The sequence below is a fragment of the Nostoc sp. ATCC 53789 genome (assembly GCF_009873495.1).
GTDB classification, from domain to species: domain Bacteria; phylum Cyanobacteriota; class Cyanobacteriia; order Cyanobacteriales; family Nostocaceae; genus Nostoc; species Nostoc muscorum_A.
This window is the reverse complement of sequence record NZ_CP046703.1, coordinates 3062501-3079438: the sequence shown is the minus strand read 5'-3', so window position 1 is coordinate 3079438 and position 16938 is coordinate 3062501. Positions and strand designations below refer to the sequence as shown.

17 protein-coding genes (1 of these 17 running past the window's edge) are annotated in these 16938 nt (G+C 41.1%); 10 read left to right on the top strand and 7 right to left on the bottom strand.

Features of this window, described 5'->3' with window-relative positions; genetic code table 11:
• Positions 1-72 precede the first annotated feature (72 nt).
• Complete coding sequence (locus GJB62_RS12640; protein ID WP_114084634.1) at positions 73-936, bottom strand: M48 family metalloprotease; 864 nt, start codon at positions 934-936, stop codon at positions 73-75.
• A 381-nt stretch (positions 937-1317) separates the two neighbouring features.
• On the opposite strand from GJB62_RS12640, the gene GJB62_RS12635 reads away from it, so the two are divergent.
• On the top strand, positions 1318-1851 hold the full coding sequence (locus tag GJB62_RS12635) for a DUF4330 domain-containing protein (RefSeq protein WP_114084633.1): 534 nt from the start codon (positions 1318-1320) through the stop codon (positions 1849-1851).
• A gap of 96 nt (positions 1852-1947) precedes the next feature.
• On the opposite strand, the gene GJB62_RS12630 is transcribed toward GJB62_RS12635, so the two are convergent.
• Positions 1948-2940 carry a zinc ABC transporter substrate-binding protein gene (locus tag GJB62_RS12630; RefSeq protein WP_114084632.1) on the bottom strand — a complete coding sequence of 331 codons (993 nt, stop codon included), beginning with the start codon at positions 2938-2940 and terminating at the stop codon, positions 1948-1950.
• Positions 2941-3581: 641 nt separating this feature from the next.
• Here GJB62_RS12630 and GJB62_RS12625 point away from each other — a divergent pair.
• The 6 genes from GJB62_RS12625 (at position 3582) to GJB62_RS12600 (ending at position 8377) form a co-directional block, all read left to right on the top strand.
• The gene (locus GJB62_RS12625; protein ID WP_114084630.1) at positions 3582-3917 is read left to right on the top strand and encodes a hypothetical protein; all 336 of its coding nucleotides are present in this window, start codon (positions 3582-3584) and stop codon (positions 3915-3917) included.
• Between the two features lie 237 nt (positions 3918-4154).
• The gene (locus GJB62_RS12620; protein ID WP_114084629.1) at positions 4155-4505 is read left to right on the top strand and encodes a YtxH domain-containing protein; all 351 of its coding nucleotides are present in this window, start codon (positions 4155-4157) and stop codon (positions 4503-4505) included.
• 11 nt (positions 4506-4516) lie between these two features.
• On the top strand, positions 4517-5056 hold the full coding sequence (locus tag GJB62_RS12615) for a DUF948 domain-containing protein (protein WP_114084628.1): 540 nt from the start codon (positions 4517-4519) through the stop codon (positions 5054-5056).
• Between the two features lie 261 nt (positions 5057-5317).
• Positions 5318-6127 (top strand): TPM domain-containing protein, encoded by an 810-nt coding sequence (locus GJB62_RS12610; RefSeq protein ID WP_114084627.1) that lies wholly within the window; start codon positions 5318-5320, stop codon positions 6125-6127.
• 104 nt (positions 6128-6231) lie between these two features.
• Positions 6232-6861 carry a precorrin-8X methylmutase gene (locus GJB62_RS12605; protein ID WP_114084626.1) on the top strand — a complete coding sequence of 210 codons (630 nt, stop codon included), beginning with the start codon at positions 6232-6234 and terminating at the stop codon, positions 6859-6861.
• A gap of 100 nt (positions 6862-6961) precedes the next feature.
• Complete coding sequence (locus GJB62_RS12600; protein WP_114084625.1) at positions 6962-8377, top strand: right-handed parallel beta-helix repeat-containing protein; 1416 nt, start codon at positions 6962-6964, stop codon at positions 8375-8377.
• A gap of 177 nt (positions 8378-8554) precedes the next feature.
• Here GJB62_RS12600 and GJB62_RS12595 read toward each other — a convergent pair whose 3' ends face one another.
• From GJB62_RS12595 to GJB62_RS12575, 5 genes are all read right to left on the bottom strand, one after another.
• On the bottom strand, positions 8555-9241 hold the full coding sequence (locus GJB62_RS12595; protein ID WP_114084624.1) for a phosphate ABC transporter permease: 687 nt from the start codon (positions 9239-9241) through the stop codon (positions 8555-8557).
• Between the two features lie 39 nt (positions 9242-9280).
• Positions 9281-10117: a 4-hydroxy-tetrahydrodipicolinate reductase gene (dapB, locus tag GJB62_RS12590; protein ID WP_114084623.1), complete on the bottom strand. Its 837-nt coding sequence runs from the start codon at positions 10115-10117 to the stop codon at positions 9281-9283.
• Between the two features lie 183 nt (positions 10118-10300).
• Entirely contained in the window at positions 10301-11458 is a 1158-nt protein-coding gene (locus GJB62_RS12585) for an IS630 family transposase (RefSeq protein WP_114081617.1), read from the bottom strand.
• Positions 11459-11773: 315 nt separating this feature from the next.
• Positions 11774-11938, bottom strand: coding sequence for a hypothetical protein (locus GJB62_RS12580; RefSeq protein ID WP_159402510.1), 165 nt, complete (start codon positions 11936-11938; stop codon positions 11774-11776).
• A gap of 101 nt (positions 11939-12039) precedes the next feature.
• Complete coding sequence (locus GJB62_RS12575) at positions 12040-13374, bottom strand: hypothetical protein (protein WP_114081266.1); 1335 nt, start codon at positions 13372-13374, stop codon at positions 12040-12042.
• 581 nt (positions 13375-13955) lie between these two features.
• On the opposite strand from GJB62_RS12575, the gene GJB62_RS12570 reads away from it, so the two are divergent.
• The 3 genes from GJB62_RS12570 to GJB62_RS12560 all read left to right on the top strand — a co-directional run.
• Complete coding sequence (locus tag GJB62_RS12570) at positions 13956-15329, top strand: IS110 family transposase (RefSeq protein ID WP_114081392.1); 1374 nt, start codon at positions 13956-13958, stop codon at positions 15327-15329.
• A gap of 207 nt (positions 15330-15536) precedes the next feature.
• Positions 15537-16328 carry a peptidylprolyl isomerase gene (locus GJB62_RS12565; protein WP_114081391.1) on the top strand — a complete coding sequence of 264 codons (792 nt, stop codon included), beginning with the start codon at positions 15537-15539 and terminating at the stop codon, positions 16326-16328.
• Positions 16329-16771: 443 nt separating this feature from the next.
• Positions 16772-16938 carry the start of an IS630 family transposase gene (locus GJB62_RS12560; protein WP_245245942.1) on the top strand. Its footprint extends 892 nt past the window's final position, so only the first 167 of its 1059 coding nucleotides appear in the window; the start codon lies at positions 16772-16774; the stop codon falls past the right edge of the window.

Here is a 16938-nt window from a genome sequence, read left to right as displayed (position 1 = left end):
ATTCCCCATTCCCCATACTTCTCTGCGAGACGCTACGCGAACGGCTGCGCTCAGTACAAGTTCCCCATTCCGTCAAGACCTTACTAAAGGTCGAATATTAGCTTTATAACTAGCATTATCCAGCCCATAATTTGCATTACTAGGTTGGGAATTGATTGCGCGTCTAAGACCTTCAATGCGATCGCTAGTTCCGGGGTGTGTACTCAAAAATGTCGGAGTAGAACCACCCTTTTTCAGTAGCTTTTGCATAAAAGAAACCATCCCAGACTGGGCATACCCAGCGCGTGTCAAGGTTCGTAGCCCTCTTTGATCGGCATCAAATTCATCTTGACGACTACGAGGACGATTCAAGGCAAGTTCTACACCAATATTCACTGCTGTATTGCGATCTAAACCAGTTGCTGTTGCTAAACCACTAGCGACTGCCTTTTGCCGCATCTGTTTAACTAAGTGCTTCCCGCCAATATGACCAATTTCATGGGCGATGACACTTGCAAGTTCCGCTTCATTGTCTGCGGTTTTCAGCAAACCTGTGTGGACATATACATAGCCTCCTAAAGTTGCAAAGGCATTAATCGCATCATCTTCAACGACTTGGAAGGTGAAGGGAAGGTTGGGGCGATCGCTATTAGCTGCTAAACGCCGACCAATTTGTTCTACATAGCGATTAACTTCAGCATTCCGGTAAAGTTTGACTTGACCCCCCAGTATTTGCTGATTAATCTGCTTGCCAATATCAGTTTCCTGGCGATCGGATATATTAGAAAGCTGAAGTACCTGGACTCCCTGCAATATAAGAGGCAAGAAGTCTAAAGTTCTTCCAGGCAAGGGTGTACTCAGACACAAACTCAGGGCGACTACCACCGAAATTAGGGGATAAAACCAGCTACGCCGCCACACACGGTAACTTGCAACAAAACCTTTCCAATTCAACATAATACGCTTTAAAGATTATTTCGGGAGAACATAAAGTGATGAGATAAATTATGAGACGGATTTAAAGTATTCTAAGTTGCATTCTTAACTCAAGAACAAATGAGTTGTGATACAGCTAATACTTAAGCAAATCTACCGAATTGTGAGGGTCTAGAGATTCCCTCTAGAGATAGGCTTAAACACGAGATATTACTTTCTGGGTGCATCAGTCTTAATGGGTAAAAGCTTGAGGGTTAGCGATCGCACGAACTCGTGATAAACTGTCGCATAACCGCAATGCCTAGCCACTTTGAGTTATTACCAAATAGGGAAAATTGCCGTTTCCATCAAAAACCTTCTTGCTACAATCAGTTACTTCGCTATTACCTCGGAAAAATTTTTATGGCTATTTTAGATTCAAAAGGTCGCTTGTTCGGCAAAATCAATCTCCTAGATTTAGGTGCTGCCCTAGTAATTCTGCTAGTTATATTTGGCATCTTTGTCTTTCCTGGAACTTCTGGTTCTGTTGCCCAAGTTGGTGCGAAAACAATACCTATAGAAGTAGACTTAGTAGTTCGTGGCTTGAATGTCCGTGACCCTGAGCAATTATTTAACCAAGGTTTAAAAAAAGGTGGAAAGACTAATGTGATTATCCGCAATCAACCTTATGGGCAGATTGAAATTAAATCCATTCAACAGCTACCTAGAACAGTCAATGTTTTCCAACCTGATGGTAGTGTAAAAGAATTACCAGATCCAAAAACCAACAATTTTAGTACAGATTTGCTTTTGACTCTAGATGGTAAAGCCCAGGTTACTGACAATGGCCCAGTTCTAGGTAACAGTAAAGTTAAAATTGGAATGCCATTTGAGTTGGAAGGCTTTAATTACAACTTCAATGCAACTGTTATTGATATCAGATTAAAAGACAAATAACATTCATCTGCTCATCTTGAAAAAAGAGGCTGATAAACCGAATTTACTGTAATCTAAAAAACTTCGGTTTATCTGATTCATTAATGTAAATTGTAACTAATTAGCAGCTCTCGCTTGAAACATTAAATATGTTCCTCCTAATTCTTCTACAATTGTGCGTGTATTGGCGATCATCATTTTCTGATAAGTATCTGCCTCGGTTCCTGGTTCACCAAGCCCCTCAACATATAACTTTCTATCAGAAATTTTAACTTCAGCAGCTTTCGCTACAGATTGAAGTGAATTCTCGTTAGTTGCCGCTTCAGAAAAAATTGTTGAGACTTGAGTTCGTTTAATATTTGCAACCAAAGTTTTCATTCGTGTTGCTGTTAAGTTTTCGTCAGTACTAATACTTTGTAATCCTCCTGCTAATGGAATACCGTATGCTTTAGCGTAATAACTCAATGCATTAGATGTTGTAACTAACTTACGTTTTTTGGTAGGAATACTCGTAATTCTTGACTTAATCCAACTATCTAGCTGAGTGAGTTCATTTGTAATTTTTTTGGTATTGCTGTTATAAGTTTCTGCATCACTAGATTCTAATTTTCTCAGATTACTATTAATTACCTCCACCATTCTGATAGCATTCTTGGTATTGTGCCACAGATGAGGATTAATTAAATTCTTGCCGTCTTTCTGAAATTTTTGTGGCTTAGATACCGCAAGTTGCCCAACGGCTATTCTCGGTACAGTGCTTTTAGTGGCTTTAATTAATTTGATCAGATTTGGTTCTAAATTATAGCCACTATAGAGAATAAGATTAGCTTGCTCAATAGCTCTACGATCTTCCGGCTTTGGTTTATAAGTATGAGGATCGGCACTAGGCTCAATTAAGCAGGTGAGGTTAACTGTATTCCCGGCAACTTGCTTGGTTAAATCACATAGTACACTTGTTGTTGCTACAACTTGAGGAAGGTTCTCATTTACCGGGGTGGTAGTTTGAGTGAATGCAGTTCTTGCAGCTTGATTTCCACACCCAATAAATCCAATTGTCAAAGCAACTAAAATGGCTCGGAAGGAATTAGTTGATGGTAATTTTTTTGACATCCTTACCTTCTACTGGATATAGAGAAAAAGTAATCATTATTAGTAACGAATTAGTGAAATACCAGGGATAAGCCTTCAAAAAGAAGGTTAAGGGAAGAGGGACAAGCCATCGGCTAGGAAAATTGTATAAGGGAAGAGGAATTAATAGACTCTTTCCTTTTCCACTTTCCTTGTCTCCACCGCACATCCAGCAATTTGAAGCACTGGCGAGGTTTTGCAAGCAAAATGTTAGTGAACTTCACGCGACAGACTGGAAAACTGGTAGAGGTAATAGCACAATAATAAAGGCGATGCTGAGGAGCTTCCAATAAGGAGTGTAGTGTAGTTCTCTCACAGGATATTGAAGGGGCTATGCCATTGTGCCTAGATGCCGCAAAGGTCGCAAATTGACTAGGATTATCAGGTTAAGGAGTGAAACGTAGTAAAACTGGGGCTTTTTAAGCATACGGGTTGATTTCGCAAACCGAGTCATGAATCTAAGGCAATTGTAGCTGTGGTTTTGCGAGGTGTGGGCATATAGTTGTTACAAAATTGGTGAATTGGCGATTTTTTGGTTCATCCCCAAAAAAAATCTAAAATCTAAAATTCGTAGTCAAGTATATAGAACAATTCCTCAAAGCTGATATTGGTGAAGATAAACAATGGTAATTTTAGTTATCCTCGTTAATACCCTCATTTCGTTGATACTACTCTATGTGGCTTGGCGAGTGTGGCAACTCAAGCAGCAGCTAGCATATATAGCAGATACGTTAACTGTTTATGAAAGTTGTACTCATACAGTATTAAATAAAGCACCCGAAAATATTTATCTCAGCCAGGAGAATATTTATAACTTACGGCAGAAAAATCAAGCACTAAAAATGCAAATCCAACAAGTGCGACAAATTGTCAGTCTACTTTTGCAAGGACAGCAAATCTGGCAACGTTATTTTCGCAGGCTAGAGTTAATATCCGGGAAAAGAACTGTTGCCAAATGAGTTATGTCAAGTTCACATGAACATTTATAATTAGGGCTGACACAAGGGTACAAAGATACAGACGGAAAGGAACCCAGGGAGTTTTGAATCATAAGTAATTAATGGTTTTAATGTTTAATGAATAAAAGCAACATTTTTGGCTGATATTTTGTCAGGATAGATTAACTGAATAAAATCGGTGAGCCTTACAAGGAGAGAAAACACACCTAAAATAGGTGTAAGGAGAGAAACAACAATATGTCTAATAACCGTTCTGGAGTATTTATTGGCGGTTTGATGCTGGGAGCTACCATCGGTGCTTTAACCGGTTTGCTCGTGGCTCCACGTACAGGGCGTGAAACGCGTAAAATCTTGAAGAAATCTGCCAATGCTATCCCAGAATTGGCAGAAGATTTATCAACGAGTGTGCAAATCCAAGCAGATCGTCTCTCTGCCAGCGCACTACGAAACTGGGATGAGACGTTAGATCGATTACGGGAAGCGATCGCAGCAGGTGTAGATGCCACTCAGAAGGAAAGCCAAATCTTACAGCGGCAAACATCACCTGAAGACTCAGATTATCTTCCCCAGCCATTAGAACGCTCATAAATGACATTACCGTGATTGATCCCCTGTTTTGGTTGGGACTCTCCTTACTTCTAGTCGCCACAAGCTTGACTGCGGTTTTAGTGGCGGCAATACCCGCTTTGCAAGAGTTAGCACGCGCTGCTCGCAGTGCAGAAAAGCTATTTGATACACTCTCACGAGAGTTACCGCCCACTCTAGAAGCTATTCGCGTAACTGGTTTGGAAATAACTGACTTAACTGATGATGTTAGTGAAGGTGTCAAAAGTGCCAGTAAAGTAGCCAAACAAGTCGATCAAAGCCTTGATAGTGCAAGAATTCAGGCTCAAAATCTGCAAGTAGGTACACGCAGCATCTTTGTTGGCGCGAAAGCTGCTTGGAGAAACTTCACACGCCCAAAACCGACGAGACGAAATAGCGATCGCTTGCCAAGCAATGAACAACCACCACTAACGTTGCGAGAACGAGAAGTGCTAAGGCAAGAAAATCGCCGCATAAAAACAGAAGTATACCGCGCTAACGAAGGTTACGACGACGCTGCTAACTGGGAAACCAATTTTGATGACGAAGATTGAATTGGGGATAGGTTATGGGAACTAGGGACTAGCGGCTAAGGAAAGAAGCCGGGGAGCAGAGGACAAGGGGGAGAATAATAAATTATCTCTTTCCGCTCTTCTCCCTGCCCCTCTGCCCTCTAGTGCCCTATTCCCAAAAACGCTTTGCTTTGATCCCTTAGATTAGAGTAAAGTAAACAAGTGTAAAGAACTATCATTTTTCCCGTACTCTTTTAAAACAACTTGTTCACCTCTACCGTTGATATTTGTATAAAAACGTCCATGCAATCTTGTTTTTGGCGACGAATTCTGCTATCTATTACAGTCTTTTTTCTGGCTGGGTCAATTTGGGTCATGAATTCTCCCCCAGCATTGGCTTATGACAATCCTGAGTTACTCCCTGACACCTTTACCCCAGTTGTAGACTTAGCTAAATCTCTGCCTGTGCTGCAAGAAGAAAAGCTTGTCAAAGATTTAGAACAGTTTGAAGCCGATACAGGCTGGAAACTGCGAGTATTGACCCAGTATGACCGCACCCCAGGCCGGGCAGTTATAAAATATTGGGGTTTGGATGACAAAAGCATTTTACTAGTTGCCGATTCTCGTGGCGGTAACATCCTCAGTTTTAGCGTCGGCGATGCTGTTTATGAACTTTTACCCAGGACATTCTGGATAGAACTGCAAACCCGCTTCGGTAATTTGTACTTTGTCCGCGAACAAGGCGAAGACCAAGCCATTCTGCAAGCTTTAGAATCTGTTAAAGGCTGTTTGCTCAAAGGTGGTTGCAATGTTGTTCCCGGACTACCACGAGAGCAATGGATTCTCACCTTGATTACCTCAGTTATTGGTGGGATAATTTGTGGATTTGCAGCTCAACCCCGCGAGAAAGGACAAGTTTTTGCTTGGCAATGGGCTTTAATTTTCTCACCTTTATGGGGGATCTTATTTATTGCCTTTGGTATTGGCCCAGTGGTAACACGTACAAGCGACTGGCTACCTCTAGTTCGCAATATCTCTGGCTTTATTATCGGTGTCTTGGTTGCCTACTTATCTCCTGTTTTCAGCCGACCTTCTTCTAGTAATGAGTTATAAGTGCTGAGTTAGGAGTTATGAGTTTTTAATTAACTCCTAACTCCTAACTCCTAAATCCCTGAAGCTGATAAGCTGAAAGCTAATATTTAAAAAGCTCAAGAAAAATGGAATGGCACGTAACTGATGCTCAAAGTTTAGCAATCATTGATAATGAAATTGAAAATCATGTCTTTTCACCCGCAGAATATGAGATTGTGCGGCGGGTAATATACTCTACAGCTGACTTTGAGTATAAGTCTTTGATTCGTTTCTCTGAGCGTGCCTTACAAGCAGGAGCAGCAGCATTAGCCGCACGTACCACGATTGTGGTAGATGTCCCGATGGTACAAGTAGGTATTGCATCTGAGATTCAAAACACCTTTGCTAATCCGGTGTATTGCAGCATGGAAGCTCTGACACGCCCTCAAAAAGAAAAAACTCGGGCAGCATGGGGAATCGAAACCTTAGCAAAGCGTTATCCAGAGGGCATTTTTGTGATTGGTCAAGCACAAACAGCACTAACAGCACTAGTTGATTTAATTGAGGCTGAGGAAATTAGACCCGCTTTGATAATTGCGACTCCAGTAGGATTTGTCAATGTTGATGAAGCGAAAGCGCGTTTACAAGACTCCTTAGTTCCCCATATTACAATTGAGAGTCGTAAAGGTAATGCAGTTGTCGCAGCTGCGATCGTTGATGGATTGGTAGACTTGGCTTGGCAAGCTTATGGACAAGATGGAAATCGGGGGAGCTAGGAAAGTCGACTTTATTGTATTTTGTATTCAAAAGAGCATTCAAAATCACTGAATATCCTGATATTTTTGTTAAGTAGTCCCGAACAAGGAGCCATTTCTTGTGGTAATTACAGGTTTCAACTTAAGTGCATACTTTGCAATTCCCTTAGTATTGAGTCTCTTGGCTAAGGGAGAAAATATAAAAGTATCTTTAGTTGAAAACGTCCATCAAGTATCTACTAACAAGGAAATGATCTTATCCAGTCGCCAGCTAATCAGCACTAAGACGACACCGAAAACATACTATGTTAGTGGTACTGGAAACGACACAAATAGCGGACTCTCTAATTCATCCCCCTTTAGGACAATTCAAAAGGCAGCAAATCGGACCAATCCTGGGGACACCGTACTGATTATGAACGGAGTGTACAGGAATGCAAGCCCAAATGGGCAGGTAGTATCTATTACTCGCTCTGGAAAAGCAAACGCATGGATTAAGTTTAAAGCATATCCTGGGCATCGTCCGAAAATTAAGCACAATGGATGGAATGGAATTTTGATTCACAGTGGAGCGTCATATATTGAGATAAATGGGCTTGAAGTCATAGGGAACAATGACAATGTAACCCTAGATTATGCAATGAGTCAGAAAACTAACAAACTAAACCCCCTCACTAATGGAAACTGCATCAACGTAGATGGACGAAAAAGTGGTCATACTCACCATATACGTATTGTCAACAACAAGGTACACAAGTGTGGAGGAGCAGGCATTTCAACCATTGAATCAGACTACGTGACAATAAATAATAACGTGGTGTTCGATAATGCCTGGTACAGTGTTTATGGTTGCAGTGGTATTTCCATGTTGAGCAATTGGAATTTTGACAAAAATCGGGGATACAAGATGTTTGTAACCAACAACAAGACCTATAACAATCGCATGTTCATCCCTTGGATTGCAGTCGGAAAGATCACAGATGGTAATGGCATTATTATCGATACATCAAGAAATAATCAAAATAACTCAAAGTTGGGTGTATATAAAGGACGCACTTTAGTTAAAAACAATCTTACATTTAATAATGGTGGTTCAGGTATTCATACATTTTTAAGCGATCATGTTGATATTGTAAATAATACTGCTGTTTTAAATAATCAAAGTCCCGAAATTAAAGATGGGCAAATATTTGCTAATGTCTCATCTGATGTCAGGATTTTAAGGAACATTCTTTATGCTTATCCTGGCAAAGCTGTTAATAGTATTAATAAAAATAAAAACGTTATTTACGATTACAATATATACCTTAATCGTTCTAAGGTAAGTCTTAAGGGAACTCACGATATTGTTGCAGACTCACAGTTTTTAAAAAAGTATCCCACTTTAGAAAAAATATCTGGCAATTGGAAATGGCGACTAGATAAACAAAATCTGCCTATGCAAACTTATGCAGAGTCTGATTTGTTAGGTTTTGCTTGTGGATCTGTTACCTATCGTTTAAAAGGGAAAATCATCAAAGTGGGATGCTCTCGTTAGCAAACTGATTAAATCATCCCACCTCCTTCAGCAATTTTTCGATTGAAAGATTTAAAATTCAAAAAGGTTTAAAGCCCTCGAATTTAAACGCGAGAATAAATTTAAAAATTATTTATTCAAGCCTTAGTATCGACGGTATGGGGTCAATCTAAAATCCAAAATTGTTTGACTTCTTTTTCAATCCTCGTCTCTACGACGGCGACGACGCGGTTTTTGTTGTTGGTCTTCACGCAAGCGACGACCGACTTCGTTAAAGAAATCCCGCCGCAGATAAGGATAATCACTAATCCACAGGTCACGACTGGGAATATATATATCGCTGAATTGTTCAATACTGCTTAAATCTGCACGATTTGACAGCACTACCATTTCGGCAATTTGACCGCGAGCAATAACTTTATGAGCAGGACGTAATGGTGCTACAAACTCAATGGTAAATCCTGTTTCATCACCCACCTCTAAGTTAATTTGTTTTTCTCGGTTTTCCACAATTACCAGTTGGCCCTTGCTGTTGACTGTTTCTTGTTTCCCCATCAACTGGTCTGTGATCCACCAATCTAGGACTCGACCACGGAAAAAGCCGCCATACTTATAACGGCGGCATTGCAAATTCCGCATACTTGCTTGAAACACTGGATACCACAGCCAAAAAAAAGCGCTAACTACCCCCAGCACAAATACTATTGAAGCAAACTCAAGTTTAAAAATGACTGTCACAAGCAATAGAACAACTATGGCAACTACAGAAATTAACAGCCGTTGCAAAAAATTTGAAAACTTCCCCCAATAGTACTTGTACTGCAAACCAGTGGCAATTAGGGGGATAACTTGTTCAAATTTCTGGCGAGTCAGTGGTACTAACATGAGTGCTGAGTGATGAATGCTGAATAGTGTATTTAAAGTCTAAAGTATCTTTTCTAATCCATATACTAACGACTTTAGCGCTAAGACTTTGCGAATCGCTAGTAGCACTCCTGGCATATAGCAAGCGCGATCGCTCGTGTCATGTCGTAAAGTATAAATCTGTCCTGCTGCGCCAAAAATAACTTCTTGATGAGCAATCAGTCCTGGCAAGCGCACGCTATGAATTCTAATCCCTTCATCTGCTATACTGCCCCTCGCCCCTGGTAATTTCTCCGTCTCTTCTACAAGAGCAGGGTTAAAAGTTTTACCCAATTCTCCTAGTAACTGCGCCGTTTGAATGGCAGTACCACTGGGAGCATCAGCTTTTTGGTTGTGATGCAGTTCGATAATTTCCACATGGTCAAAATATTTTGAGGCTGCGATCGCGGCTTGTTGTAACAGCACCATACCAATGGAAAAATTAGGAATAATTAGACAACCAGTGCTAGCTTTGTCGGCAAAGTCTGCCAAGTCTTGAATTTGTTCTGGACTTAACCCAGTGGTTCCAACTACAGGACGAATACCGTAGGCGATCGCACTACGAATATTGTCATAAACTGAATCGGGATGAGTAAAGTCTACAATTACCCCTGGAGGAGACTGTCTGTCGCCAGCTACATACCCTAACATTGGTTCCAATTGATTGGTAATTGGCACTTCCAGGGGTTCGCTTAAACCCGCTAATTCTCCAGCGTCTTTATCTTGATGTTCCAAACTGTGGTCAATTGCACCCACTAGGTTTAAGTCAGGCGCTTGCGCCACTACCTTAATCACCTCACGGCCCATTTTACCAGCAGCACCGTTGACAATAACCGGAATAGGAGCTTGATTCGTCATAGGTCGAGAAATACTTTTTGAGCTAACAAAGGAATTGTAAAGACTTTGGTGATCTAGTAGCTAGCTTCTCAAATCTCTGGCTTAATTCCAACTGCCTTGATTGATGCAGCTAATCCCTCAGTTTTCTAACTCTAAAGCAGATCGGTTCTCATTTTCATCCCACTTTCTTAGTACAGCTTTGCATTAATTCGTAGCGAATTTCTCCATCATCTGGGCTACTGTATATGACCATTTGATTGGTTGGGCTGAATCATTGTGACGGACGATGAAATCAGTTATACGTTGCTGTAAGGTCTTGAGGTCAGGAAAATCATTTGGAGTCAGTAATTTACGTTGTAAAATGCTGAACCAAATTTCAATTTGATCTAACCATGAAGCATATTTTGGTAGCCAGACCACTTCCACCGTAAAATTCCAACCGTCTTCTTTTTGCTTCTGATTCAACCAAGCCTGTAATTGTTTTGGGGCATGGGTAGAGCCGTTGTCAAGGATTAAATAAATATGGCGCATACCCCGACGAATGGCTTCTGGTATCAATACTTCTAAAAGAAATCCTTGAAAATCAAGGAATGTTTTTGTTGGGCGACAACAACCATAAATCAGACCATCAGCAACGCTCAAAGCCGCAAAAAGATGTGTTGCTCCTTTTCGGGCATATCTGGCTGCAAAGTGAACTGGTTGTTTGACACCTGCCCCAATATTTGGATGTAAGCCGGATCGTGCTTGGATGGAAGTTTTTTCATCCACACATACCACCCAGAATCCAGCTTTAATCAAAAATTTTGCCTGAGCATACAGTTTAAGTACAGGGGTTGCTTTTGCAACAAAATTATCATCAATCCGATGCATCCAAGTATGAAACCGCCAAGGTTTTATCCGCTCAGATTTTAGCCATCGCCAGACTGTTGAAGTCGCTATGGATACTACAATGCCTAGCGTGACTAGATGTGCTGCAATATCGCTACAACTCCACCTCGCCAAGGGAAGATCAAAATCCGTTGGGTTGCTGCAAGCGATGCCTGCGGCAACGCGAAGCGCGAACGCAGTAACTTTTGCTCGTATAATTGCTTCAAATATCCGAGGACGACCTGGACGGGGTGCTTCTTCTAGACTACGAGTTTGACACCAACGTTTGCGCCATTTCCGAACAAGGGCTTGTGAACAGCCGATATTTTGAGCAATTTGAGCATCTGTCCAATCTGAATTTTCAGCAGTTGTAAGTATTATTTTGGCTCGTTTGCCTTTGCTTTGCCCTGTTTTTCGGGCATTCGCTTGCTGCTGCAACAGTTCTTTTTCCTCTTCTGTTAGCTGCACCTTGTAGGTTTTTTGCCGACCAGCCATAGTACCGAATGCTTGAGGGATAGTCCACGTATCCTCACCTTACCGTCAACAATTTACCCCTGTCAATTCGCTACGAATTTAAGCAAAGCTGTACTTAGCCAGTAACCCGTTTTATTTTGCCTATTGCGTTTACCCCATCTCTAAAAAAATCCTATACTCTGACTGATAAGTAGTTCTTGTAGTAGCTATCAGAATTTTTTGTCAAGCCTAGTTGACCATTTGTAATATTTCTGTTAAATTTGTTTACATAACTTAGCAATAACTAAACTTAACTACCTAACTAGTATTAACTAATAAAAACAGATTTCGGTATCGCTATATCTCATCGACATTTAGACTTCTCCCATCCACCTCGGCTATCAAGTCGGGGTTTTTTGTGTACCGTTCGCCTAATAGAGAATTAATTTGATGAAATAAGGGATATGTAAAGAAACACGCTTTCCACAAACAGGCGATCGCTATGGCATTCCCAAATGTCATCAAAAAAATTTTTACAAGAAGCTACAGAAACTCTGCGCTAACACCGAGTCGAAGCGTTATTTGATTTTGAGCATGAATGCTATTACGCGAACGGTGAGTTACTAACCTCGTTGAAAACCCTTTGCTGGCTTTGCTTGCCCTTTACCCTTTGGTTTCGATTTGTTAACTTCTCCTAAAGCTTCCTGAAATAAGTTATGCAAATGTATGGGTACACTAGCAATATCTGGTAGCTCCGGCTCAATCGGTTTGTGGAATTCTTGCAAAATCACATCCAAGTCGCTTTCAAGGTGAAACTCTGGACGTTGCAGAACTATTTGCAACACATTTTCTAATTGAGTTGGATATTGTTGCGCTAATCGATGCCAAATAAAGGCATTAATACTTTTATCTTCGAGATAGTAGCGAACTAGTTTTTCCGCCCCTTGAACACTCTGCCAGTCTTCTGCTGATAAGATTGCTTGTACCTTACTATATGTTGGTAAAAACATTTGTCCCCAACGGGGATGAGAAAGAGCCGTTACCTGTTCTGCTTTCTTGAGTTCGGCAGGTAAATCAACCTTTGGCATAACCATTTTGCTATTGCCGCCTTTGCTGTTTAACAACTGAGAGACTACATTAGAATCAGCGCCAAACTCTTGTGCTGCTGCTTTGATTTCCTCGTCTCCAATACCAGCGGCTTCTGCCACTTCCGCCAAGGATTTGGAAGTATCAATTCCTGCGGCTGCGAAGTTTTTTTCAGTAATTACTTCTTGAAATTCCCCTATCTTTTTATTAAGTTGGTATCCAGGTAGGGTGATTTCATCAGTGCCAAAAAAGTCCACAAACTGCTGATGATATTGTTCTACTGACTGCCAAGCTTCTTCTAGCAAGTCTGGAGCATCGCTGTAAAGATTACTTTTATAGTTTTCTTTGAAATTGCCAATGGCTACAGCCAGTTTTGGTTTCCCTAATTTACCCATTATTGTGTAAGGTCCAGAAAACATCCAGTAGCTGTCGGTAACAGGAGAAATGCGAGTTAGTAAAATTTCTCCTATTCTCAACCGAGATATTGCCTGTAATGTTTGGGTATTATTAGGCTTGACGACGTAGCATTTATCTGTTAACCAGTTAGTCAATTCAAAGCCATCAGGTAGGATGTTAGTAATGGCAAATAAACCAATAAAACTATGATGCCAGCTTTTGATCAGATTGCGATCGCTCTCTTCTAAATCTGGATGGCTTTCGATAAACAACTCTAGTGGAGACTTATCACCGACTTTTCCTGCTGTTAGAAAGCTATCAATGATTAAGTCCTGCTGTGTACTATCCCCACTTCCACGGCGCAACTGTTCTGCTGCATAAGTTTCCAGTGCTTGTGCCAGTTCGCCTTCAGCATCAAGGACAAAATCAACTAAGGCTTGTTTTAATTCGTGCGATCGTTCTAATATGACATCCACAAGTTAATCTCTCTGTGCAACAGATGTAGATTATAGCGTTTGAGAGAATTACAGCATCTAGCAATAGCTAGATTTATGGTTGCCTGCACTTAGAAGATTTTACCCAACTCCTGGCTGGGAGAGAAAGAGGAATAACCCTATTTTGCCAATCTCGGATAAATTAATGGGTTTTCGACGTTACAGTCAATGAAGTATAGCCTTTTCTAAGCTACTGAGGTACACCCAAATCTTTTTTTCTAGCTTTAGTAGCTTATAAAACTTATCTCACCAGGTCGAGAACCGCTATTAGGTTTTAACCCACTTTCATAAAAGCGGTTGACGGACGAGGCTATGTCCGCAATGGATGAAAGAAACCAATAGATATCTCCAAAAAAAGTTTATATTAAAATTGTGTCTTGACAGTTAAGACCGCTCCCTCAATGGTGTTCTTCGCCCGTATAAAAGCGTGGTTCTAGGTTGTAACGGCAATGGCATTGGTGAAGCGCTTAGACGCTATCCCGTTTAGAAGACTGTATAATTCCGTCAACCTGGGTCAGGGCACACTCTCAATTTTGAAAAAATTTGAGACTAGGAGAACCAAAATGGCGAAAAAACGGCAATCTCCCAATCAAGCATCTAAACTAGATCCGATTCACCCAAATGCTGCTGGTATTGATATTGGTGCCCAAAATCATTGGGTATGTGTGCCATCAGGACGTGCCAACGAATGTGTGAGACGTTTTGGTTGTTACACGGCTGATTTGTACGCGATCGCAGATTGGTTAACTGAGTCTGGGGTTGAGACTGTAGCAATGGAATCAACAGGTGTGTACTGGATTCCATTGTTTCAAATTTTGGAGACTCGTGGCTTTGAGGTCAAGCTGGTCAATGCTCACCACGTCAAAACTCTACCTGGGCGCAAAACAGATGTTTTAGACTGCCAATGGCTGCAACAGTTGCACAGTTATGGATTGTTGTCAGGTTCTTTTCGTCCAGAAGATGAAATTTGTATTTTACGTAGCTATATCCGCCAACGTGATAGTCTCATCAGAAGTGCCAGTGTACATATCCAACGGATGCAGAAAGCTTTAACTCAAATGAACATACAACTGCATCAAGCAGTCAGTGATATTACAGGTACTACGGGTATGACAATCATACGTGCTATTGTCGGCGGGGAACATGACCCGCAAGTACTTGCAGCTAAAAAACATCATCGCGTCAAACGTAGTGAAGCGGAAATTGCAGCTGCGCTTAATGGTGATTACCGAAAAGAACATTTGTTCGTCTTACAACAAGAGCTACATCTCTATGATGTCTACCAATCCCAAATCGCCGAATGTGACCGTCAGATTGAGGAGTGCTTAAGTCAATTTAACGACAAAATTGATATTTCTCAGTCACCTCTTTCTCCACCCAAGCATATTCGTCATAAACCTCAAGGTAATGAACCTGCGTTTGATTTGCGTACTCATCTTTACCGCATGAGTGGAGTAGATTTTACCCGCGTTGACGGTCTTGGTGTCCTGACAGTACAAATTATTCTTTCTGAAGTTGGTTTAGATCCCAGTCGGTTCCCCACAGTCAAACACTTTACTTCTTGGCTTGGTCTTTGCCCTGGCAGCCGCATTACTGGTGGCAAAATTAAAAGTTCTCAAACTCGTCCTGTAGTCAACCGCGCCGCCAATGCTTTCCGCATGGCAGCACAAACTGCTGGTAAAAGTCATTCTGCTTTGGGTGCGTTTTATCGTCGCTTACGTTCTCGACTTGGCTCTCCTAAAGCTATTACTGCTACCGCTCATAAGATTGCCCGGATTTTTTACAAACTTTGGACAACCGGAGGAGATTATACCGATCCTGGTATGGATTATTATGAGCAACGTTATCGTGAGCGAATGGTTAATAATCTCCACAAAAAAGCCCAGGCTTTTGGTTTTGAGTTGATTCCTCAATCCTCAGAAAATCTGGTTTCTTAGAAGCGGGATTATCCCTTTTAATCTTGTCTTATTTTACGTAAAACTTTTATACAAACATATATGATCTGTATATTTTAAAGTGTGTAATTATTGAAAAAGTGAGGTAAGTGTACCTAACTCGGTAAAATTAAGACAAAAGCTCCCAGTGAATGAGCTACGGTTTAGCTTCTTTAACAAACTAGATATTATTGAGATGCCCGAAAGCTAATGACTGAAGCGATCCAAATCGGTAATCGTACAATCACAGCAAGTGAGCTGATTTCCTTGCTAGGAAATTACCAAATGCTGCCACAGTTGCAGAGAGAATTGATCATCGATGAGGCCATAGAGCAAAATTCCCGCTCCGAGAAGATAGCAATAGAGTGTACACCTGAGGAAATAGCCCAAGCCAAACAGCAGTTTTACGTTGAAAAACAGTTCAAAAATGAAGAAGACATCCAGGCTTGGATGGCACATCAAGGGCTAACTACCGAACAGCTAGAAGTTATTACAACTCGTAAGCTTAAAATTGAAAAATTCAAGCAAGCCACTTGGGGTAATAAACTGGAATCCTACTTTTTTCAGTCCAAAGCAAAACTAGACAAAGTAATTTATTCCCTACTGCGAACCCAGGATGTGGGAATTGCCCAAGAACTTTACTTTCGGATTCAGGCAAAAGAAAATTCTTTTGCTGACTTGGCGCGTGAATATTCGCTCGGGCCAGAAGCCCAAACTGGCGGCTTAGTAGGTCCGATTGAACTGAATGCACTACATCCGGTAATGGTGCAAATGCTATCTAGCAGTCAACCAGGTCAGATATTGCCCCCTACCCGCATCGCCGAGTGGTTCGTGATTTTGCGGCTGGAAAAATTTATCCCCGCACAACTAGATGAATTTATGAAAGTCCGACTACTGAATGAACTCTTTGAAACCTGGTTACAAGAACAGCAAAAGCGAATCATGTCTGCACCACAAGGGGAGAAGGGCATAGAAGGACAGGGGGAGGGCGATAAAGCTTAACGCATCTGAGTATGGCATTGATTCTCAACCTCCCATACTTGGCTTACATAATTCTGACGACGAAGCGGAGCTACTACGAGGCACTGTCTGTTGAGTACTTACGTTAAAAGTGCGAGGAGATAAGGGCTAGTTAATATGATTGCTGCTTGTTGTAATGTGAAGTTATTCGCTCTGTTTACTTCTTTTTACTATAGTAGTTACAGATGATGCCATATTTCATCAAGGTGGACGTATTCAAGAATTAATTGAAGCGGCAGACTGTCACTTAAAATACTTGCTATCCTATTCACCTGACCAAAACACAAAATTGAGCGATGTTGTTCATGGTTGAAGATTCGAATTTGTAAACAACTAATTCAATTTGAATGAATGTATTGGAGATGTAAGTAGGTGGTTACAATTAAATATAAGATAGAGAAGGTCTAAAAAATAGGTTCTACGAGATGTCTGCTCCATTGCGAGTTAGATTAACAGATTTAGAAGATTTGACGCTTTTGGAGTTACGGTCAGCGACAACAGTTCCTCAACGGACACGAGAGCGTGCCCACATAATTCGATTAAATGCCCAAGGATGGAATGTACCAGCGATAGCTAAAATTTTTGAGTGTCA